Origin of the sequence: Mycobacterium florentinum, assembly GCF_010730355.1 — a bacterium.
Taxonomy (GTDB): Bacteria; Actinomycetota; Actinomycetes; order Mycobacteriales; family Mycobacteriaceae; genus Mycobacterium; species Mycobacterium florentinum.
The window spans coordinates 1,783,580-1,807,117 of record NZ_AP022576.1 but is presented as its reverse complement, the minus strand read 5'-3'; the positions used below and the strand labels follow the sequence as shown (position 1 = coordinate 1,807,117).

7 protein-coding genes and 1 pseudogene are annotated in these 23,538 nt (G+C 66.4%); 7 read left to right on the top strand and 1 reads right to left on the bottom strand.

Annotation, left to right across the window (positions count from 1 at the left end; genetic code table 11):
• The first annotated feature begins 1 nt into the window (after position 1).
• Genes G6N55_RS08355 through coaD form a run of 4 tightly spaced genes read left to right on the top strand, consistent with a single transcriptional unit; the run spans position 2 to position 5,095 of the window.
• On the top strand, positions 2 to 631 hold the full coding sequence (locus G6N55_RS08355) for a vitamin K epoxide reductase family protein (RefSeq protein ID WP_232079039.1): 630 nt from the start codon (positions 2 to 4) through the stop codon (positions 629 to 631).
• Positions 632 to 641: 10 nt separating this feature from the next.
• Positions 642 to 4,025 carry a pyruvate carboxylase gene (locus G6N55_RS08350; RefSeq protein ID WP_085226277.1) on the top strand — a complete coding sequence of 1,128 codons (3,384 nt, stop codon included), beginning with the start codon at positions 642 to 644 and terminating at the stop codon, positions 4,023 to 4,025.
• Positions 4,022 to 4,576, top strand: a complete 555-nt coding sequence (rsmD, locus tag G6N55_RS08345; protein ID WP_085227077.1) for a 16S rRNA (guanine(966)-N(2))-methyltransferase RsmD — start codon at positions 4,022 to 4,024, stop codon at positions 4,574 to 4,576. Before G6N55_RS08350 ends, rsmD begins: the two co-directional genes overlap by 4 nt.
• A 24-nt stretch (positions 4,577 to 4,600) precedes the next feature.
• Positions 4,601 to 5,095: a pantetheine-phosphate adenylyltransferase gene (gene coaD / locus G6N55_RS08340; protein ID WP_085226278.1), complete on the top strand. Its 495-nt coding sequence runs from the start codon at positions 4,601 to 4,603 to the stop codon at positions 5,093 to 5,095.
• Between the two features lies 1 nt (position 5,096).
• On the opposite strand, the pseudogene G6N55_RS08335 reads toward coaD, so the two are convergent.
• Positions 5,097 to 6,640 (bottom strand): annotated as a pseudogene (locus tag G6N55_RS08335) (HNH endonuclease signature motif containing protein); the annotation flags it as partial.
• Positions 6,641 to 6,810: 170 nt separating this feature from the next.
• Here G6N55_RS08335 and G6N55_RS08330 point away from each other — a divergent pair.
• From G6N55_RS08330 to G6N55_RS08320, 3 genes are all read left to right on the top strand, one after another.
• Positions 6,811 to 8,415 (top strand): PfaD family polyunsaturated fatty acid/polyketide biosynthesis protein, encoded by a 1,605-nt coding sequence (locus tag G6N55_RS08330; RefSeq protein ID WP_085226280.1) that lies wholly within the window; start codon positions 6,811 to 6,813, stop codon positions 8,413 to 8,415.
• Positions 8,416 to 9,324: 909 nt separating this feature from the next.
• Complete coding sequence (locus G6N55_RS08325) at positions 9,325 to 16,092, top strand: type I polyketide synthase (protein ID WP_163667234.1); 6,768 nt, start codon at positions 9,325 to 9,327, stop codon at positions 16,090 to 16,092.
• Positions 16,093 to 16,121: 29 nt separating this feature from the next.
• Entirely contained in the window at positions 16,122 to 23,531 is a 7,410-nt protein-coding gene (locus G6N55_RS08320; protein WP_139827061.1) for a beta-ketoacyl synthase N-terminal-like domain-containing protein, read from the top strand.
• Positions 23,532 to 23,538: the final 7 nt, after the last annotated feature.

The following is a 23,538-nucleotide window of genomic DNA, read 5'->3' as shown; positions in this document are numbered from 1 at the left end:
GGTGCCGGTCGAACCAGCCGAGCGATCCGGCGACCCGACACCGGCTTCGACGCGTGACTCATCCGTACCGGCGCGCAGCGCTTGGTGGGTGCTGATCGCCGGTGTGGTCGGGCTGGTCTCCTCGGCGACGTTGACGGTGGAGAAGATCGACATCCTGCTCAACCCGTCGTACGTGCCGTCGTGCAACCTGAATCCGATCATCTCGTGCGGGTCGGTGATGGTCACGCCGCAAGCGTCGGTGCTGGGTTTCCCGAACCCACTGCTCGGCATCGTGGCGTTCACCGTGGTGTTGGTGGTCGGCGTCCTTGCGGTGGCGAAAGTGCCGATACCACAATGGTTTTGGTCAGCGCTGGCGGCCGGCTTGCTGGCCGGTGCGGTGTTTGTGCACTGGCTGATCTACGAGAGCCTGTACCGGATCGGGGCGCTGTGCCCCTACTGCATGGTGGTCTGGGCGATGACGATCACGCTGTTGGTGGTGGTCGGGTCCATCGCGTTTCGCCCGGTGCTCGACCGCAGCACCGCGGCACGGGTGCTCTATCAATGGCGATGGTCGATCACCGCGCTATGGTTTACCGCGGTGTTTCTGCTGATCATGGTGCGGTTCTGGGACTACTGGTCGACGCTGCTGTGAGGAGTCAAAGGTGATCTCCAAGGTGCTGGTGGCCAATCGCGGCGAGATCGCGATTCGTGCGTTCCGCGCGGCCTACGAACTTGGCGTCGGCACGGTTGCCGTCTACGCCTACGAGGACCGCAATTCGCAACATCGGCTCAAGGCCGACGAGTCCTATCAGATCGGTGACGTCGGTCATCCAGTGCGCGCGTACCTGTCCGTCGACGAGATCGTCGAAACCGCCTGCCGGGCGGGCGCCGATGCCGTCTATCCCGGGTACGGCTTTCTGTCGGAGAATCCGGAATTGGCCGCGGCCTGCGCGGTCGCCGGCATCACGTTCGTCGGCCCCGGCGCCGAAATCCTCGAGCTGACCGGTAACAAGGCGCGGGCTATCGCCGCCGCGCGCGAGGCCGGGCTGCCCGTGCTCACCTCCTCGGCACCGTCGGCGTCCGTCGACGAGTTGGTGTCGGCGGCGGCAGACATGCGATTTCCGTTGTTCGTCAAGGCTGTTGCCGGTGGTGGGGGACGAGGCATGCGCCGGGTCGCCGACATCGACGCGCTGCCCGAAGCGATCGAGGCCGCCAGCCGTGAGGCCGAATCGGCGTTCGGTGACTCGACGGTCTATCTCGAGCAAGCGGTGATCAAGCCGCGCCACATCGAGGTGCAGATCCTGGGCGACAACGCCGGCAACGTGATCCACCTGTACGAGCGCGACTGCAGCGTGCAGCGTCGCCACCAGAAGGTCGTCGAATTAGCGCCCGCGCCAAACCTTTCCGCCGAGCTGCGCGACAAGATCTGCGCCGACGCCGTCGCCTTCGCCCGGCACATCGGATACAGCTGTGCGGGCACCGTGGAGTTCCTGCTGGACGAGAACGGTGATTACGTCTTCATCGAGATGAATCCCCGGATTCAGGTGGAGCACACCGTGACCGAGGAGATCACCGACGTCGACCTGGTGTCCAGCCAGTTGCGCATCGCCTCCGGCGAGACGCTAGAGGATCTGGGCCTGCGTCAGGAGAACGTCCGGCCACACGGCGCCGCACTGCAATGCCGGATTACGACAGAAGACCCGGCCAACGGGTTCCGCCCCGACACCGGCCGGATCAGCACCTACCGCAGCCCCGGCGGTGCCGGCATCCGCCTGGACGGCAGCACCAACCTCGGCGCGGAGATCAGCGCCCACTTCGATTCGATGCTGGTCAAGTTGACCTGCCGCGGCCGCGATTTTCACACGGCGGTGTCGCGTGCGCGACGCGCGATCGCGGAGTTCCGGATCCGCGGGGTCTCGACGAATATCCCGTTCCTGCAAGCGGTTCTGGAGGATCCCGACTTCCAGGCCGGTCACATCACCACGTCGTTCATCGACGAACGGCCGCAACTGTTGACCTCACGCGAGTCGGCGGACCGCGGCACCAAGATCCTCAACTACCTGGCCGACGTGACGGTCAACCGCCCGCACGGCACCCACCCGTCGACGGTCTACCCGCACGACAAGTTGCCCGAGGTCGATCTCGAGGCGGCGCCACCGGCCGGATCCAAGCAGCGGCTAGTCGAGTTGGGGCCCGAGGGTTTTGCGCGCTGGCTGCGCGAGTCGCCCGCGGTGGGCGTGACGGACACGACCTTCCGCGATGCCCACCAGTCGCTGCTGGCGACCCGGGTACGCACCAGCGGGCTGATGATGGTGGCGCCTTATCTGGCCCGGACCATGCCGCAGCTGTTGTCGGCGGAGTGCTGGGGCGGTGCGACTTACGATGTGGCGCTGCGCTTCCTGAAGGAGGATCCCTGGGAGCGGCTGGCCACGCTGCGTGAGGCAATGCCCAACATCTGCCTGCAGATGCTGCTGCGGGGCCGAAACACCGTCGGGTACACGCCATATCCGGAACTGGTCACAACGGCGTTCGTCGAAGAGGCGACCTCGACCGGCATCGACATCTTCCGCATCTTCGATGCGCTCAACAACCTGGACTCGATGCGTCCGGCGATCGACGCCGTACGCGAAACCGGCTCGGCGATAGCCGAAGTCGCGATGTGTTACACCGGAGACCTGTCCGATCCGGGGGAGCGGCTCTACACGCTGGACTACTACCTCAACCTGGCCGAACGGATCGTCGAGGCCGGCGCACACGTGCTGGCCATCAAGGACATGGCCGGACTCCTGCGGCCGCAGGCCGCCCACCAACTGGTCAGCGCGCTGCGCAGCCGCTTCGACCTGCCGATCCATGTGCACACCCACGACACCCCGGGCGGCCAGCTGGCCAGCTACATGGCCGCATGGCAGGCGGGAGCCGACGCCGTCGACGGGGCTTCCGCGCCGATGGCGGGAAGCACCAGCCAGCCCGCGCTGAGTTCGATCGTCGCCGCCGCCGCGCACACCGGGCACGACACGGGCCTGTCGCTCTCGGCGGTATGCGCACTGGAGCCGTATTGGGAGGCTCTGCGAAAGGTGTACGCCCCCTTTGAATCCGGGTTGCCGGGTCCGACCGGGCGGGTGTACCACCACGAAATCCCGGGCGGCCAGTTGTCGAACCTGCGCCAGCAGGCGATCGCGCTGGGCCTGGGCGATCGGTTCGAAGAGATCGAAGAGGCCTACGCCGGTGCGGATCGGGTGCTGGGCAGGCTGATCAAGGTCACGCCGTCGTCGAAGGTGGTGGGGGACCTGGCGCTGGCTCTCGTCGGTTCGGGGCTCAGCGCCGACGAATTCGCTTCCGACCCAGCACGATTCGACATTCCGGAATCGGTGCTGGGATTCCTGCGCGGCGAGCTGGGCGATCCGGCCGGTGGCTGGCCCGAGCCGCTGCGCAGCGCCGCGCTGGAAGGCCGCGCACCCGCCAGGCCCGTCCAGCAGCTCAGTCCAGAAGACGAGGCCGTCCTGGCGCTGAGCGGGACCAAGCGTCAGGCCACGCTCAACCGCCTGCTATTCCCCGGTCCGACAAAGGAATTCGAGGAGCACCGGGACACTTACGGCGATACGTCGCACCTGTCGGCCAACCAGTTCTTCTACGGACTGCGCCAAGGCGAAGAGCACCGGGTGAAGTTGGAACGCGGCGTCGATTTGCTGATCGGGCTCGAGGCAATCTCCGAACCCGACGAGCGCGGCATGCGCACGGTGATGTGCATCATGAACGGCCAGCTGCGTCCGGTTCTGGTGCGCGACCGCAGCATTGCCAGCACGATCCCGACCGCCGAGAAGGCCGAACGAAGCAATCCCGACCACATCGCGGCACCCTTCGCCGGGGTCGTCACCGTGTCGGTGGCCGAGGGCGATCAGGTGAGCGCCGGTCAAACCATCGCCACGATCGAGGCGATGAAGATGGAAGCTCCGATCACGGCTCCGAAAGACGCCATTGTGGCGCGGGTCGCGGTGTCGAGCACCGCGCAGGTCGAGGGCGGAGATCTGCTGGTGGTGCTGAGCTGACCCGCATCATCGGTGGCGCCGCCGGTGGGCGGCGCATCGCGGTGCCGTCGCGCGGAACCCGGCCGACCACCGATCGGGTGCGCGAGTCGCTGTTCAACATCGTCGCCGCGCGGCTGGATCTGACCGGCCTGGCCGTGCTGGACCTCTTCGCGGGTTCGGGCGCACTGGGCCTGGAAGCCCTCTCGCGCGGCGCGGCGTCCGCGTTGTTCGTCGAGTCCGATCCGCGCACCGCGGCCGTCATCGCGACCAATATCGAGACCCTGGGCCTGCCCGGGGCGACGCTGCGCCGGGGTGCAGTGGCCGCGGTGTTGGCGACCGGGGCCGCGTCCCCGGTCGATCTGGTGCTGGCCGACCCGCCCTACGACATCGAGACCGCCGAGGTCGAGGCCGTCCTGGCCGCGCTGGGTGCCCACGGCTGGGTGCGCGCGGCGACGGTCGCGATCATCGAGCGCGCCGCCGCCAGCGCGCCGTTGACCTGGCCGGAGGGCTGGACCCCGTGGCCGGAGCGGGTTTACGGCGACACCCGTTTGGAGCTGGCCGAATTTGATTGAGGCGCCCTGCTACCTTGGTCGGTTATGAGCGGCGCCGTATGCCCAGGTTCATTCGACCCGGTGACGTTGGGCCACATCGACGTCTTCGAACGCGCCGCGGGTCAATTCGACGAGGTCGTCGTGGCGATCCTGACCAACCCCGCAAAGAAGGGCATGTTCGAAATCGACGAGCGCGTCGCGATGATCGAGGAGGCGACGGCTCATCTGCCGAACCTGCGCGTCGAGGTCGGTCAAGGCCTGGTGGTGGACTTCGTCACGTCCCGCGGGATGGCCGCGATCGTCAAGGGCCTGCGCACCGGCACCGATTTCGAGTACGAGCTGCAGATGGCACAGATGAACAAGCACATCGCCAACGTCGACACCTTCTTCGTGGCGACCGCGCCGCAGTATTCCTTCGTGTCGTCGTCGTTGGCCAAAGAGGTGGCGATGATGGGTGGCGACGTCTCAAAGCTGCTGCCGGAGTCGGTGAATCGCCGCCTGCGCGAGCGGCTGTCGAGCAAATCTGAACGAGGTTATTAATAGGGCGGGTCGTGGGCGGGGGTGTTGGTGCTGGCGGGTCGGGGGCCCAGTCTGCGGGTAGTTCTTCGGGTTCGCGGGGTTCGTTGACCCAGGTGCAGAACGGGCTGGTGGCGGGTGTGCCCTTGAATGCGAACAGTGTGTCGCGCATGTGGTTTCGGAACTTACGCGCAGCGATTTCCTCTTTGCGGGCCTGTTGGCGGCGGTTATGTATGCGCGCCTGACTGATTCGGGCATGTCGTTGCGTGGCCCGGTCACGTCGCACCGCGGTGGGTGCGGCGCACGCCGGGCCGCGCGGCTGCGGGAAAAGATCCGCGCCCGCCGGGTGGGTGCGGTAGGTGCGCCCGGTGGGCGAGGTCCAGATGACGGTGCCGTCGGCCAGGTGAGCATCGCGCCATGCACCGAAGGTTTTGAGTCGGTGATGTTGGCGGCACAGGCATTTGAGATTCTCCGCCACTGTCAGCCCGCCCGCCGCCGGATCCTGGTGGTTGAACGCGACGGTGTGGTCGAGATCGCACACGACCGCCGGGCGGCTACATCCCGGAAGCGACAGGTCAGATCCCGGCAACGAACGAAGCGTTCCAGCGCCGCGGAGGGTTGATAGCGCAGCGCCTCGGCCGCGCTGGTGACCGGATCAGCGACGAGAAGTGAGGCGGTAGAAGCCAGTTCGCGGACCTGTTCGGCGTCGATGACCCCGTACCCCTCGAGGTAGCCCGGCGCATCGCTATCGGCATAAACCGTCTGTTGGCCGGCGACCACGTTGATCACCACCCGCCCCCCACGCGACTCCGGTTCGCCGGCACCGGCGGTGGCGGGGCAGTCCGACTGTCCGCACCGGCATGCCAGGCCGCGTGCCTGGGTCAGCGCGGCCACGGCATCGGCGCGGCGCTGCTCGGTCGTGCGCGGGTCGGCGGCACACACCTGCCCGGCAAGCTGGGAGAGCCGGCGATCAAAGGCCGTCGCGGCCGCGGCCCCGACGGTGCCATCGATGTCGGCCATCCCGTTGTCCAGCGTGCTGATCGCGATGTAGCGATCATTCTCGGCGGACTCGCGTCGCTGCCGGGCGGCATCGGGATCAACGCCGCGCACCGCGGCATCGACGGCATTGACGATCCGTTGTCGCGACCAGCTGTGCCAGTTGCCGATGCGCGCGGCCAGTGATCGGTCGACCTCGGCCATCAACTCGTCATCGGTGATCAAGTCGGTACGGCGGATGATCAACCGGACGGTGCGCCAATCGGTACGGCCCGCGGCCGGTAGCGCCGCAACCTCAGGCAGCCGGGTATCGAGCGCCTCGGCATCCGACACCAGATAGCCGGCCGCCATCGGGGACAGGTTCATCGCGGCGGCCACCTCGGCCGCGGTCCGCTCGAACCCGTCGATCACCGCATAACCCCGCTGGTCCTCGGCGACCTGCCCGGCCGCGGCCACTCGATGCCGCAGCAACGCCGCCACCGCCGCCAGCCGTCGCGCCACCAGCGCCGACTCCCGCCGATGCGCAGACTCGATCCCCATCACCAGGTCGCTGGGGTTAACGCATTCGATCATAGGTGAGCGGTCCGACAATTCTCCCGCGCACGCTCACGGTTCGTGAGAAGCTCATTCTTGCTTTTATGCAGTAGCTACCCCGGGGGATAACGCGTCCACACTGTGCTGAAAGGGACTTGGCAGTGACTGAGCGACCCACCGCTGTATTAAGCCATCGCACCGAGTCGGGCGTGAGTCCGTCAGTGGGCGGGTGGCGTGCGAGCACCGCGCCGGCCGCATTCGCACCGCAAGACATCGCTCACATCCTGCAGTACGTGCGCCACCCGGTTCATGTGGTCCGCGAGGACGCCACCGGCCAGCTGGGCCTTGCGATGGGTGGTGAACTGGTCGGTGCCGGTGCGTCCGACGTATCCCTGATGGGGACCCTGCCCCCGATTTATCCGGAATGGTTGGGCGACCGCGAGTTCTGTGAGTCCCACGGAATCCGCTTTCCTTATGTCACCGGCGCCATGGCAAACGGCATCGCGACCCCCGCTCTGGTGGTGGCCGTTGCCGAGGCCGGCATGCTCGGTTTCTTCGGCGCGGGCGGCCTCTCGTACGCCGCCGTCGAACGCGGGCTGGCCGATATTCAGGCGAGGCTGGCGGGCAGGGCCCTGGCCTGGGGCGCGAACCTGATCCATTCACCCAACGAGGTCGCACTCGAGGGACGGGTCGCCGAGCTGTTCATCGAACGCGGCGTCCGCGTCGTCGAGGCCTCGGCGTTCATGAAGCTCACCCCGGCGGTCGTGCACTACGCCCTGTCGGGCTTGTCGACCGACCCGGCCGGCGCGATCGTTCGCAACAACCACGTGATGGCGAAGATCTCGCGTCCCGAGGTCGCCCGCATGTTCATGGAACCCGCACCCGCGGCGTTGGTTTCGGCGCTCGTCGCATCCGGCAAGCTGACCGAACGGGAAGCCGAGCTCGCCCGGCACGTCCCGGTGGCCGAAGACATCACGGTCGAGGCCGACAGCGGAGGGCACACCGACAACCGACCGCTGCCGGCGCTTTTCTCCGAAATCGTGTTGCTGCGCGACAAGCTGGCGCAGCAGCACGGCCTGGCCTGCCGGATCCGGGTAGGCGCCGCCGGGGGTCTCGGCACACCGCAATCCGTGGCCGGAGCATTCGCGATGGGTGCTGCCTATGTGTTGACCGGCTCGATCAATCAGGCGTGCATCGAGTCGGGCCTTTCCCCGCACGCCCGTGGCATGCTCGCCAAGGCCGGAGTGGCCGACGTGATGATGGCCCCGGCTTCCGACATGTTCGAGATGGGTGTGAATCTGCAGGTACTCAAACGTGGCGCGATGTTCGGCCCACGGGCGAGGAAGCTCTACGAGTGGTACGCGGCCAACCCGAACCTCGGTGCCGTCGTGGACAAGCACGGTGCGGAGCTGGAAAAGATCCTCGGCAAAAGCGTCGGGGAGGTCTGGGCCGAAACGCATCAGTACTGGGAGCAGCGCGACCCCGAGGTGCTCGAACTGGCGACTCGCGACTCGAAGTACCAGATGGGCCTGGTGTTCCGCTGGTACCTCGGCAAATCAAGCCGGTGGGCGATCGACGGGCAACCCGATCGGGTGCTGGACTACCAGATCTGGTGTGGCCCATCGATGGGAGCCTTCAACAGCTGGGTGGCGGGTAGCTACCTGGAGCACGCGGAAGACCGGAAGGTCGACCAAGTCGCGCTGAATTTGCTTGAGGGGGCCACCCACATCAGCCGGGCACACCAGGCTCGCAAATGCGGAGTGCCCGTTCCGGCGGATGCGTTCAACTACATTCCGCGCCCGCTGTCTTTGTAAAACGTTTCCGTTTCGGGCAAGGAGCTACCCGTGAGTAGCGGCGCCCTCTCCTGATCCTTGCCGTCGCTCGACCGCTTCGGCGGCGGTGCGGAATCGTGGGCCGCCGACGTGGGGTTGGTGCAGATCGGACCGAGAATTCGGTAAACAAGATCAGGTTTGGGAGCGCGCATAAAACCCCGCGGGGCGCCTTGCGTCGTGCTCGAGCTAAGGGTGACGAGGAAATGCGTGGGAATGCGGCATTGTCAAATTGATGTGACATATCGGTCAGTTGCCTAATGGCTTGAGTTCGGCAAATTCTCCCGTCGGATTTCCGTCGAAATCGGGAGAACGTGGCCAAAATCAAATCCGCGTCCAGTTACCCGCGAGTAACTGCACCGTGCGTTATTTGCAATGGCCTCGTGTGAAGCCGGTGCGATCCCCAACGATGCGCTTCCCAGCGTCGCAAACGAACGGTTCGACGACCGATGAATAAAACCCCGCGCCGCGGTTCGGCCGAGGTTATGTTGGCGTTCCTCGCCTCGGGATGCATAGCTGGCCGGCCAGTCACCGGGTGGGGCGCGGCCGTCGCCGCAAGGTCTTCTAGCTGGGCAGCAAGCTCCGACCGGCGAGCAGTTCCGCGACGTCGGCGAGCGCGGCCTTCCATAAAGAAAGTTGCTGGGAGACAAAGCTGCATCACAAAGGAACCGTCTATGTCAACCCAGGAAACCGTTGGTCACTTCGTGCCATGAAATTCGGCCAAGCGGTATTGACAGTTCGTCAGTACAAGAGGCGGGGTTCTGATATGGTCCCCGCGAGCGCTAGGCCTGCCCCGGGGGTGCAGGTCAATGCAGCAAAACCTGGACGATCAGTCTTCGGTGTGCCGCAAGTAAACACTCGATGTTGCTCGTCTAGCCAATGCAAAGGTGATCGATGGCATCAAAGCACCCCCCCGTTGCGGTTGTCGGTGTAAGCGCGCTGTTTCCCGGGTCTCCCGAAGCCGAGCGCTTCTGGCGCAACATCGTCGGAGGCGTCGACCTGTTCTCCGAGGTCCCCGAGTCGCACTGGCGCATTGACGACTACTACCACCCCGATCCGCATATGCCCGACAAGGTATACGCGCGTCGCGGTGGATTCTTGCCTGATGTCGACTTTTCGCCAATGGATTTCGGCATTCCGCCGAACGCTATGCCCGCAATTGATACCGCCCAACTGCTAGCACTAAGAGTCGCGCGGCAAGTATTAGAGGACGCCGCGGGTGGTGATTTTTCTCACATTGATCGCGAGCGCATCAGCGTCGTACTCGGCGCCTCCGGCGGCACGGAGTTGATCACCTACATCAGCGGTCGTCTGCACCGGCCGGTCTGGGAGCGCGGACTCCGGGCCGCCGGTCTCTCGGAAAGCGAACTCGCCGCGTTCAGCGAACGGGTGACGGCCAACTACGCGCCGTGGCAGGAGAACACCTTCCCCGGACTGCTCGGCAATGTCATCGCCGGGCGCATCGCGAACCGCTTCGATCTGGGCGGCACCAACTGTGTGATCGACGCGGCGTGCGCCAGCTCGCTGGCCGCTCTTGAGGTGGGCTTGCACGAGCTCTATCTCGGTGAATCCGACATGGTGATCGCCGGCGGCGTCGACGCCTTCAACGACATCTTCATGTACATGTGCTTCGCGAAGGTCACCGCGCTGTCGGCCAGCGGCGACTGCCGTCCCTTCTCCGACCAATCGGACGGCACGATGCTCGGCGAGGGGCTGTCGATGTTCGCGCTCAAGCGTCTCGACGACGCCGAGCGCGACGGCGACCGGATCTACGCGGTGATCCGCGGCATCGGCACTTCGTCGGATGGCCGGGCGAAGAGCATCTACGCGCCAAGTCCGGCGGGTCAGGCGAAAGCCCTCCGTCGCGCCTACGCCGCGGCGGGCTACGGCCCGGAAACGGTGGGGCTCGTCGAGGCGCACGGCACCGGTACCAAGGCCGGAGACGCCGCCGAGTTCGCCGCGTTGCGCGAGGTCTTCAACGAATCGGGGCGAGCGGATCGGCAATGGTGCGCGCTCGGCTCGGTCAAGTCTCAGGTCGGGCACACCAAGGGCGCGGCGGGGGCGTGCGGCCTCTTCAAGGCGGTGATGGCGCTTCATCACAAGGCCTTGCCGCCGACCATCAAGATCGATCGGCCGAATCCCGCCCTCGAGATCGAGCAGTCGCCGTTCTACCTGTCCACGCAAGCCAAGCCGTGGATGGCCGACAAAGGTGTCCCGCGACGGGCGTCTGTCAGCTCGTTTGGCTTCGGCGGCACCAACTTTCACGTCGCCGTCGAGGAGTACACGGGCGCCGGAAAGCGGGCATGGCGATACCGGTCCTGGGATTCCGAACTGGTAGTGCTCGGCGCGCCTTCTGCGGGAGCGCTTTCCGAGCAAGCCGCTCATCTCTGCGCATCATTGGTCGATAGCCCTGACATGCTCGGCTGGATCGCGCGCAGCACGCAAGCCGTCTACAACGCCGCGCAACCCCACCGCCTGGCCGTCGTCGCCGACAGTGTTTCGGGCTTGCAGACGATGCTGAACGAACTCGCAGCGAAGCTCGGTGCGGCGGATGTTCCGCTTTCGTTCGCCTCACCCAGGGGCTACTTCTATTCGGCGCAACGGCCCGGGCCGGTCGCGTTGTTGTTTCCGGGCCAGGGCAGCCAGTACGTCGGCATGGGCGCGGACCTGCCGCAGCTGCACGAGCCGGCATTGTCGCCGTGGGAATGTGCCCGCGCCGACCGGTTGAACGCCGATCGCGACCTGCACGAGGTTGTCTGGCCGAAGACGGCGTTCACCGACGAACAGCGTGCACTGCAGTCCACCGAGCTGACGAAAACCGAATGGGCGCAACCAGGTATTGGTGCGCACAGCCTGAGCCTGCTCTCGGTGATCCGTGCTCTTGGTATCGCACCCGTTGCCGTCGGTGGACACAGCTTCGGTGAAGTCACCGCCCTATGTGCCGCCGGTGTTTTCAGCGGCGAGGTCGCCCTCCAAATCGCGCGCAAGCGTGGTCAGTTGATGGCCGAAGCCGCCACCAACGGCGACGGAGCGATGTGCGCGGTGACCGCGCCCGTCGACCAGGTCCGCCAACTGATCGGGGAGTGGGGGCTCCCGGTGGTCATCGCCAACCACAATGCGCCCAATCAGGCTGTGCTGTCCGGGAACAGCACCGCCATCGAACATGCGGCGCAACGATTCGCGGCGGCGGGCATCAACGCGCGACGCCTGGATGTCGCGACGGCGTTCCATTCCGACATCGTCAGCCCCGCAGCGATTCCGTTCGGGTACTTCCTCGCCGATATCGCGTTCGGGGTGCCCGAGGTGCCCGTCTACGCCAACGCGACAGCGCAGCCGTACGTCGGCGACGCTCAACAAATGCGGACCACGCTGGCCAACCAGATTGCTCAGCCGGTGCGGTTCGTCGAACAGATTCAGGCGATGTGGCGGGCCGGCGCACGCACGTTCATCGAGGTTGGTCCCGGCGGCGTGCTGACAAATCTCGTCGGCAAGTGTCTCGCCGGCGAGGAGCATTCCGCGGTGTCCCTGGATGCCAAGGGCAAGAACGGCATTCGATCGCTGTGGATCGGATTGGCCCAGCTCGTGGCCGCCGGCGTCCCGATGAATTTCGAGGGCCTGTGGGCCGACTATCGCGTAGGCGACGATCCGCGGAACCGCGAGCAGCCGAAGCTGACCCTGAAGATCAACGGATCCAACTATGGAAGGCCGCCAATAAGCGACGAGCCGGTGCGGCGGCCCTCTGATCTCGAAACAACTCTCGACCGCAGTGACCGCACCAACGGACACAGGACCGAATCGGAGTCCAAATTCATGCCATCTGAACCAATTACCCCCGTAGCTCACGTGAACGGCACGGCGCCGGTTGTGCAACCACCGCCGCCGGTTCCGGTTGCCCCGACGGTCATGCCGGCGCCCGCCGCGCTCAATGGCCATGCCGCCAGCAACGGCAATGGTCATGGTCACGTCGGCGCATCCACGACAGCTGTGCTTCCTCCACCCGCGACGGTGACTTCGGCGGCTTCGCCACCCGTCGCGGCGCCCGCGGCCGTGCCCGCGATAAGTGCTGACGCGGTGACGGAGATGATCGCGACGGTAGGAACATTGCGCGACGCGTTCGACCGGCTACAGCGCGTTTTGCAAGGTCTTGTGGTCCCGTCGGCTGTGGCCGCATCGCCCGCAATTGCCAACGGAACTCCGCTGGTGCTGGCTGCCCCGGTTGTGCACAACGGGACATCGGCTGCTCCCGTGGCACCGACCGCGCCGCATAACGGGACGCCTGCACCGGCTCCGGCCCCGCCTGCTGCTGCACCGGCTCCGGCGGCGCCTGCTGCTGCACCGGTCCCGGCGGCGCCTGCTGCTCCTCCGGCTCCGGCGGCGCCTGCTGCCGCCGGGGTGGGTGTGGATTTGGTGGGGCAGATGTTGGATGTGGTGGCGGATAAGACGGGTTATCCGGTTGAGATGCTTGATTTGTCGATGGCGTTAGAGGCGGATTTGGGCATCGATTCGATTAAGCGGGTGGAGATTTTGTCGGCGGTGCAGGAGCGGGTTCCGGCGTTGCCTGATGTGGAGACGGGTGCGATGGCGGCGTTGGGGACGTTGCAGGAGATTGTTGATTACCTGCAGTCGTTGCTGGCTCCGGTCGCGCGTAACGGGACGCCTGCTCCTGCTGCGGCCGCGCCTGCTGCTGCTCCGGCTCCGGCGGCGCCTGCTGCCGCCGGGGTGGGTGTGGATTTGGTGGGGCAGATGTTGGATGTGGTGGCGGATAAGACGGGTTATCCGGTTGAGATGCTTGATTTGTCGATGGCGTTAGAGGCGGATTTGGGCATCGATTCGATTAAGCGGGTGGAGATTTTGTCGGCGGTGCAGGAGCGGGTTCCGGCGTTGCCTGATGTGGAGACGGGTGCGATGGCGGCGTTGGGGACGTTGCAGGAGATTGTTGATTACCTGCAGTCGTTGCTGGCTCCGGTCGCGCGTAACGGGACGCCTGCTCCTGCTGCGGCCGCGCCTGCTGCTGCTCCGGTCCCGGCGGCGCCTGCTGCCGCCGGGGTGGGTGTGGATTTGGTGGGGCAGATGTTGGATGTGGTGGCGGATAAGACGGGTTATCCGGTTGAGATGCTTGATTTGTCGATGGCGTTAGAGGCGGATTTGGGCATCGATTCGATTAAGCGGGTGGAGATTTTGTCGGCGGTGCAGGAGCGGGTTCCGGCGTTGCCTGATGTGGAGACGGGTGCGATGGCGGCGTTGGGGACGTTGCAGGAGATTGTTGATTACCTGCAGTCGTCGATGGCCCCCGTCGCCCACAACGGCGCCCCACCCATGCACGCGCCACCCCCGATCCCGGCCATCCCCAACGGCACCGTGGCGGGTGACCGCCTCCCTTTTGAGTTAGCCGGAGCAGCGATCGCCCGCCACGCGGTGCGCGCAGTTGCTGCTCCGGCAAGCGGGATGGCAATGCCGGGCCTGTACACCGCCGCCAACGTGGAGATCGTCGCAACTTCATCCGGCGTCGGCGAGGCCCTGGCCGCCATCCTGCGCACCCACGGCATCAGCGCGACGATCGTGACCGAGCCGAATGCCAACGCCGAGGCCGTGATCCATCTCGGCGGCCTGCAACGCACAACCAGCCGCGCCGACACGCTGGCCCTCAACCGTATGGTCTTTGCCGATGCGCAACGCGTCGCCACGCGATTCGAGGAGCAGGGCGGCGTCTTCGTCACCGTCCAGGACACCGGCGGCACCTTCGGTCTGCTCACCGAGTCCGGCTCGCGCGCATGGGCCGGCGGCATCGCCGCCCTGGCCAAAACTGCCGCACAGGAATGGCCGAAAGCGCAAGTCAAGGCCATCGATATCGCGGCCGGGCAGCTGACCCCGATCGCCATTGCCGAGCACATCGCGCACGAAATACTCGCGGGCGGAGCCGAACTGGAAGTCGGCCTGAGTAGCACGCACGGACGGGTCACGATCGTCGCCGACGCGACGCCGGTGACCACGCACACTCGTCGCATCGACCAGCGTGACGTCATTGTCGTGTCGGGCGGTGGCCGCGGGGTGACGGCGGCCTCGGTGATCGCCCTGGCTGAACAGACACGGGCCAGCTTCGTGCTCATCGGGCGCACCGAACTCGGCGATGAGCCACCGGCCGCGCAAGGGCTGACAACCGACGCCGAGCTCAAGCGAGCGTTGCTGACAAGCGCTGCAGCGCAAGGACTTAAGCTCACACCGAAACAGCTGGAACAACAGGTGCAGCGCATCCTGGCCGATCGTGAGGTGCGCGCCACCCTGGCCGCGCTGACCGCTGCCGGCTCACGGGTCCGCTACGCCACGGCCGACGTGCGCGACGCGTCTCAACTCGGCGCGCTGCTCGACGGTGTGCGCGCCGACTTCGGGCCCGTGACCGGGTTGGTCCATGGAGCCGGTGTATTGGCGGATGCGCCTTTGCACAAGAAGACCCTGGATGGATATGACCGCGTCTTCGAGACCAAGGTCGGCGGCCTGTGCGCCTTGCTCGATGCGACCGCCACCGATGCGCTGAAGCTGGTCTGCCTGTTCTCGTCGGTGGCGGCCCGCAGCGGCAACGTCGGCCAAAGCGACTACGCCATGGCCAACGAGATCCTCAACAAGGTCGCCCTGTCCGAACAGGCCCGCCGCGGTCCTGGCTGTCTTGTCCGCGCATTAGGCTGGGGCCCTTGGGATTCCGGGATGGTGACACCCGGCCTCAAGGCGATGTTCGAGTCCCGGGGAATCTCGTTGATCCCGCTGGCGGACGGCGCCCGGGCATTCGTCTGCGACGTGCTGGACGCGCAGACCGCCAGTCCCGAGGTGATTCTCGGAGACGGCGTATTGGCAGGCGTGCCAACCCATCCGGTGCCGGCCGAGGGCAGGGTCGCACGGGTGGTGGCCCAGGCGGCTCGCCAGCCATATCTGCTCGACCATCGCATCCAGGGCAACGTGGTCCTGCCCATCGTGCAGGCGCTGGAATGGTTTGTGCGGATGGCCGAAGCCTGCCGCCCCGGCCAGCGCGCGGATCGGATTCTCGACCTTCGAGTGCTGCGCGGCGTGACACTGCACGACATCGAGCAACGCGGCGATGCAATGCTGGTGCGTTGCGCGTCGGTGCAAGATCACCCACATCGGCTGGCGTGCACGTTATCCGACGCTTCCGGATCGACCGCGCACTATTCCGCGACCGTCGAATTGGGCTCGGGCACAAAGTCGATACCGGCGCCCGCGAGCGCGACCATCGGCGGTCGGCAGCTCAACCGCGACACCTGCTACACCAACGGCGCGCTCTTCCACGGTCCAGCATTCCAGGTCCTCGAGAGCGTCGACTGCCAAAGGTCGGCCGCCACGGCCCCCCTGTACGGGCTGACGGTGGTGGGCTGGCCGGGCGAAGGCTGGGCGACCGATCCGGCCGCGCTCGACGGCTGCCTGCAAGCGGCATTGGTATGGAGCTATGAACAGCTCGGGGCCAAGGTGCTGCCACTGCGGGTGGGCGAGATCGTGCGTTACCGCGCCGGTGCGCTGGGGGATGGGTTGCGCTGCGTGCTCTCCAACGGCGTGGCCAAGAACAGCCGCGCGGTGTGCGATCTGGATCTCGTCGACGCGGACAACCTGTTGGTTGCCAGCATCAAGGGACTCGAGATGTACCCATACGGCAGCTGAACTCACTTGAACGATGCTGCGGAGTCGTCTTGAAATTTGAACCCATCGCGATCGTCGGCCAAGGCTGTGTCCTTCCGGGCGGGCTGAGTCCCGATGGGTTGTGGGACACGGTGCGTGAAGGCCGCGACGTGCTCGGCTCTGCGGAGCCGGGCTATTGGGGCGTGTCCGCGGAGCACATCCTGCGCGACCCGAAGAACTCGGCATTCCTGGACCACACCTGGTCCGACCGCGGCGGATATGTGCGGGGCTTCGAACGGGATTTCGCCCCACGGGGTCTTCTGCTCGACACTGCCGAGCTCGACGGTCTCGACCCGCTCTACCTCTGGGCCGTCGAGGCGGCCCGGCAGGCCGTCGACTGCGCGGGCTGGCGTGCCGGCGAAGTCCCCGGCTCGGCCGGGGTCGTCCTCGGCAACTTGAGCTATCCGACGAAGACCATGACAGATCTGGCCGAAAAGGTCTGGCGCGCAACGGAACACCGCATCGACTGGCGCAACCGATTCATGTCCGGTCTGCCCGCCCACCTCATCTCAAACGCGCTGGGCCTCACGGGAGGTGCGACTGCCCTCGACGCCGCGTGCGCCTCTTCCCTGTATGCCATCAAGCTGGCGTGCGACCGGCTGCACGACCGCACCGCGGATGTGATGCTGGCGGGAGGCGTCAACGGAGCCAGCGATCTGCTCTTGCACGTCGGCTTCAGCGCGCTACAGGCGCTGAGCCGTTCCGGAAGGTCGCGCCCGTTCCATCAGGACGCGGACGGACTGGTGCCGGCCGAAGGCGCGGCGATTCTGGTGCTCAGGAGGCTGGAAGACGCAATCGCCGATGGCAGCCACATACTGGGCGTCATCAGGGCGGTCGGCCTCAGCAACGACGGCCGCGGCCGCGGTCTGCTGGTCCCCTCGCAAGAGGGGCAAGAACGCGCGATGCGCCTCGCCTACGAGATGGCCGAACTCGAGCCGCAAGACATCTCCTTGATCGAGTGCCATGCCACCGGAACCGCACGTGGCGACCTGACCGAACTGATGAGCATGGCGCGCATCTTCGCCGGAATGGCCAACGTGCCGATCGGATCACTGAAATCCAATCTCGGGCACTCCATCACGGCATCCGGTGCCGCGGGAGCCATCAAGGTGCTCGCGGCGATGCGTGCGCGGGTCCGTCCCCCGACGCTGCACGCCGACGATCCGCTGCCGTTCATCGCCGACTCCCCGTTCCGTCTGCTCACCGACGCCGAACCGTGGCATTGCGTCGGACCGCGACGCGCCGCGATCAACAACTTCGGCTTCGGGGGCAACAACGCCCATCTGCTGCTCGAAGAATGGGTCGGGCCTGCCAACCAGCCGGAGGCCCCATCGCGATGGCCGGTGATTTCGACCGAAGCCGAGAGCGACATCGCAATCGTGGGGCTCGGCCTGCTGGTGGGCGATGGGCACGAAACCCTTTCGGTGGCAGATCATCTGGTGAATAACCGGTCGATTGCCCGTCGCGACGACGACGGTGTCGTCAGAGCGCGGATGGCCGAAGTTTGCCTCGACTTGACGCAGACACGTTTCCCCCCAACCGATCTCAAGCAGACCTTGCCCCAGCAAATCGCCCTTCTCGGAGCGGCGATGAATGTCGGTGCGTTGATCAAAGATCTGCCACCGGACCGGACCAGCGTCATCGTCGGGATGGGTTGCGACGCCGAGGTGACGCGACTCGGCGTGCGGTGGCGGCTGGCCGGCGAGATCGATGACCCGGATCTGCTGGCGACGACGCGCGACGCGGTCGTGCAGGGGTGGACCGCAGCCGGCGTGGTGGGCGCCATGCCGAATATTGTCGCCAACCGGTTGAACAGCCAGTTCGACCTTCGCGGGCCGAGTTTTACGGTATCCCGCGAGGAGCTTTCGGGCACCACGGCGTTGGAGATGGCGGCCCGCGCATTGCGGCGAGGTGAGATCGACGCGGCCGTGGTGGGTGCGGTGGACCTCAGTTGCGAACCCGTGCACGAAGCGGCGGCCCGGGTGCTACTCGGATCCGGCGAGCAGGTATCCGGCGATGCCGCCGTCGTACTGGTACTCAAACGCGCCGACGATGCGCGTCGTGACGACGATACGGTTCTTGCCACTTTATCCGCGGGCCCGCGGCCGCACGCCGATTGCCTTCGGTTGGGCACCGCACCCGGCGCCGTGAACCTCTCGCCGCTACTCGGCCACGCGCACGCCGCGTCCGGACTGTTGCACGTCGCCGCCGGTGCGCTGTACGGATTTCTCGGGGTACGGCCCGACGGCACGCCGTGGTCGTCGCCGCAGCGAGAGGTCGTCATCGCGCTCAACGGGCTGGCCGGCCAGGAGCAACACATCGTGCTGGTGCCACCGCCGGTCAAACAACACGATGCCGGTGTGCTCGACGCACACCGGACCGATCCCGGGTCAGGATCGGGAAAGTCGATGTGGCTGCGTTTTCCCGGTCATCTTCCCGACGTTCTGCTACCGAGCAACGTTGTGCTTGACCAGAATTCACACCTGATCGTCAGTAAAGGGGAGCAGCGTATGGCAACACATCTCCCGGTTCCCCCGGCTCTGCCCAAGGCCGAAGAGGCGTCGGGGCGGGTGCCGCTGGGTGCGGTCCTGGCCGCGCAGACGCCACCGGAACCGCTGGCGGTTGCCTACGACATCGACGCTCCGGCGGCCGCCGGTCGGGGGAGCGGCCGCAATGGCGCTGACCACAACGACTCCACAAGTCATGCGGACAACGGCGACACGGCCTCGAAGCCGTTGGCTCACAATGTGATCGATGTGATCGACAAGCTGCCGCTTGCGGGTGCCTGCAAGGCGGTGCAACCGGACCGGCCCGCCGACAAGCGGGTTCCGGCGCCGACCGCCAAGCGCGCGCCCGTGGGCCTCACGCTCGACAAGGACGGCCTGCGGGTGCACGCGTCGGGCAAGATCTCCGACATTTACGGCGAGGCATTCGCGGTGCAAGACAACTACCTTCGACAGGTGCGGATGCCGGAACCGCCGCTGCTGCTGGCGGATCGGCTGCTGGGCATCGACGCCGAGCCGGGAAAGCACGGCACCGGAACGCTATGGACCGAAACCGATGTCACCGCCGATGCGTGGTATCTGGCTCAGGGCCGGATGCCCGCCGGGATCATGATCGAGGCGGGGCAGGCCGATCTCATGCTCATCTCGTGGATGGGCGCCGACTTCGCGAACAAGGGCGATCGGGTATACCGTCTGCTGGGCTGTGAGGTCACCTACCTGGGCGGCCTCCCCGAGATCGGCGACACCCTACGATTCGACATCCACGTCGACGGCCACGCCCGTCAAGGCGACATCCGCATGTTCTTCTTTCACTACGACTGCACGATCGACGGTGTCGAGCGGATGTCGATGCGCAACGGCCAGGCCGGCTTCTTCTCCGATGAGGAGTTGGCGGCCTCGGGCGGAATCCTTTGGCGTCCCGAGGATGAGACCGTCAGCGGTCCGATGGAGGCAACGCCGTCGCAGACGTCGCGGACCTCGTTGCCTCGCGCCGAGCTGGAGGCGATGGCGGCCGGCGAGATCTGGCGCACATTTGGTCCTGGGTTCGAACGCGCCGCCAGCCACACGCGCACGCCGTGCATCTCGAGCGGCGCCTTGCTGTTCGTCGACGAGGTAACCCAGCTGGATTTGTCGGGTGGCCCGTGGGGCCGCGGCTACCTGCGTGCAGTCGCGCACGTTGATCCCGAAAAATGGTACTTTGCAGGGCATTTCAAGAACGACCCGTGTATGCCGGGCACGCTCATGTTCGAAGCGACCATGCAGACCATGGCGATCTACATGACCGCGCTGGGCATGACGCTGGAGTGCGACGGCTGGCGCTTCGAACCCGTGCCCTTCGAGACCTACAAATTGTCGTGCCGCGGCCAGGTGACGCCGCAGTCCCGCGAACTGGTCTACGAGGTGTTCGTGCGTGAGGTATTCGCCGGGCCTGAGCCGACGCTGTTCGCCGACCTGCTCTGCACCGTCGACGGCCTGCCGGCGTTCCACTGCCGCCGGATGGGCCTGAAGCTGTCGCCCGGTTGGCCGATGGATCTGGGGGTCAGGGAACTGCAGGGCTATGTCGAACCCAAACCCGTCGCCGAGGTCGACGGGTTCCGGTTCGACTACCAAGCGATGCTGGCAAGCGCGATCGCCAAGCCGTCGTTGGCTTTTGGCCCGCTCTTCGAAAAGTTCGATTCGCATCGCAAGGTGGCCAGGCTGCCCGGGCCGCCTTACCACTTCATGTCCAGGGTCACCGAGTTGGTCGGCGAGATCGGCGTCGTGAAGGCCGGTGCAGAAGTCGTCGTCGAGTACGAAGTGCCCACCGATGCTTGGTATTTCGCGGTGAACGGGGCACCGACGATGCCCAACGCGGTGCTGATGGAGGTCGCGTTGCAACCGTGCGGCTGGCTGGCCAGCTACGTCGGCTGTCCGCTGAACAGCGAACGGGATCTCTACTTCCGCAACCTCGACGGAACGGGCCGACAGCACCGGGAGGTCACGCCGTCGACCGGGACCTTGCGGACCAAAGTCGTTCTGAAGAGCATCGCCCAGGCGGGCGGAACCATCATCGTGACTTTCGAGGGCGAGATCAACGCCGACGACGGGCCCGTCTACACCTTTGACACGGTGTTCGGATACTTCGGCCGCGAAGCGTTGCAACAGCAGGTGGGTCTTCCGGTCACCGACGAGCAGCGCGCCATTGCGCAGCGCCCATGCGAGGCGCCCGTCGTCGACCTGGGCACGCGGCCGCACGAGTTCTTCGGTCCCGGACCGCGGTTGGCGGATCCGATGCTGTTGATGATCGACCGCGTGACGGGACGCTGGCTCACCGACGGCGAGGCCGGTCTCGGGCGGTGGCGTGCCGTCAAGGACGTCGACCCGGCGGAGTGGTACTTCAAGGCCCACTTCTGCCAAGACCCGGTCCAGCCGGGCTCGCTGGGCATCGAGATGATGCTTCAACTCCTGCAATTCGCGATGCTCGATCACGGCCTCGGCGCCCAGGCGGGACCTTCGGCGCGTTTCGAGCCGGTGGCGCTCAACGATGCGATCACGTGGCGGTATCGCGGGCAGATCGTGCCGACGAACAAGCAGATCTCCTCGGAACTGGAGATCACTCGCATCGCGCGCGACGACGATGGCATTCTGGCCGTCGCCGACGCCTCGCTGTGGGTGGACGGCAAACGGATCTACACCGCGACCAACCTGGGTATGCGCATCACGCGAAATGCGCCGCAGGGCCAGACTCAAGTGGGGATCGGCCTGTCCTCGACGGCGCCGGCAACCACGGCACCCGCCTCGACGGCACCGGCTTCGACGACGTCGGCCACGGTGGTGGAGACGACCATCGATCCCGCCAGCGACACCTGGATCACCGATCATTGCCCGACGTACGTAATCCCTTCTCTGCCAATGATGTCCGTGCTCGACCTCTTCGCGCAGGCGGCGAGCCGTGCCGCGGGCGCGGCCAACGTGGTCGAAGTCACCGACCTGCGGGTGGTGCGCTGGATCATCGTCGATTCGCCCAAGCAGCTGCGGGTGATCGTCGAGCCCGCGGGGCCCGGACGTTTCGAGGGCCGGCTCGAGGTGTGGCGAGACGCACCGAAGGCGGCGTTGTCGCGCTGGGAAACTCACGCCCACGCCACCATCGTCACCGCGGACCGGTACGCCGACGGGCCGGCAACCCCGGCCGCGCTGACCGGCGCGGTGCCCTTCGCCACGCCGTACGACACCAGCGCGGTGTTCCACGGACCCGCATTCGCAACGCTGCTGGACGGCGCCCGGATCGGCCGCAACGGGTCGTCGGGGGTGCTTGCGGTGCAGCGGTGCAAGGTTCCGGCGGGCGTGCTGCAGCCGGGACTGCTCGACGGCGCGCTGCACATCGTCCCGCATGCCGCGATGAGCGTATGGACCTCGGATAGTTGCGCCGTCGAGTCGTATTCGGACGCGGCGGACCCGACCGTCGCATTTCCGAGTCGTGTCGTCTCGGCCCGGTTCTACAGTGACGCCCCAACCGAGGGGACCGTGGAGGTCCAGGCCCGGTTCGCAGGATTCGACGACGACGATCGCCGCATGCCGATCATCGATCTATGGCTGAGCGTTGCGGGCAAGCCGTGGGCCCACCTCCGCCTCGTCGAAATCCTGTTGTCTAAGGGACCTCTCGCCCAAGCCGGGGGCTTGAAGCGACGCGCGTTTCTGGCCGAGCGGCGGGCCGTGCCCGCGATGTCGCTGAGCGAGCGGCAAGGTCACGGGGTCGTCACCCTCGATTCGGTGCGCGCGGCAACGCTGGACTGGTTCAAAGGCACCTTGCACGCGGTGTACCGCACCGACAGCCAAGGGGATTCGTTGCTGGTCGACATCGCGACCAAGGAAGCGGTCGCCGATGCCGCCCATAACGCGATACACCCCGCACAGGTTCGGGTCGCCGATGGGCAGGTGAGCTGTCCGGCGCTGCCGCTGGAGCGCATCCGCGTCGAGATCGATCAATCGCGTCAGCGGGTGTGCCGGGCCAGCGCGTCGTTGCAGACGGATTGGCGACCGGTGCGCGACTGGTGGTCCGGCAAGCTCGGCATGCAGCCGGACGGGTTCGGCGATGTTCTCCACGGGGCGCTGCTGTCGCGCTACGTCCGGCACGTCATCGTCGCGGACCCACCGGCGATGGCGGCGATTCGGGGCCACCCGGTTTTACTGCTGGGCAATCACCAGGTGCAGATCGAATCGCTGTTGGGCACCACGATCGCGTCCTGGCTGACCGGCACGCAGGTGGTGCCGATCGCCCATGCCAAACATGAAAACCGGTGGATTGGTGAGCTTTTGCGGCTTCTCGACGTCGTGGCGGGCCGACAGCTGTGCACCATCCGATACTTCGATCAGCAGAACCCGCAACAGTTCCTCGAACTGGTTGACGAGATCAAGAGCGATGTCGAGGCCCGCGGGGTGTCAACGTTGGTGCACGCCGACGGAACTCGGCATGTCCACTCCGGTCAGCGCGTCGAGCGACTCACCTCCACGTTGCTGGATTTGGCGATCGAGACGTCGCTGCCGATCGTCCCGGTGTACTTCGCCGGGGGGCTGCCGCAGGAGCCGGTGGGACACAAGCTCGAGGTGCCCTATCGCCATGCCGCGCAGGACTATATCTTCGGCACGCCGATCATGCCCGACGAGCTGAGCGCCTCGCCGTACGCGCACCGACGACGCCGCGTCATCGACGCGATCAACGCGCTCGCGCCGTTCGGCGATGCGCCGAATCCGCCAAACCAGGCCGTGGAGAACCGAATTGCGGCCGCGGCCCCGGGCGCGTCGCCCCTCGAGTCGGTATGGGCGTGCATCGAGGACGCCCTGGACGCGCTTGCGATGCGCTGGCGCGACATGATCGGCAGCGATCAATGGTCGGCGGTCCGATCAACCCAACCGCGCAATGCTGCGAGCGCCGGCTAGGCGGGCG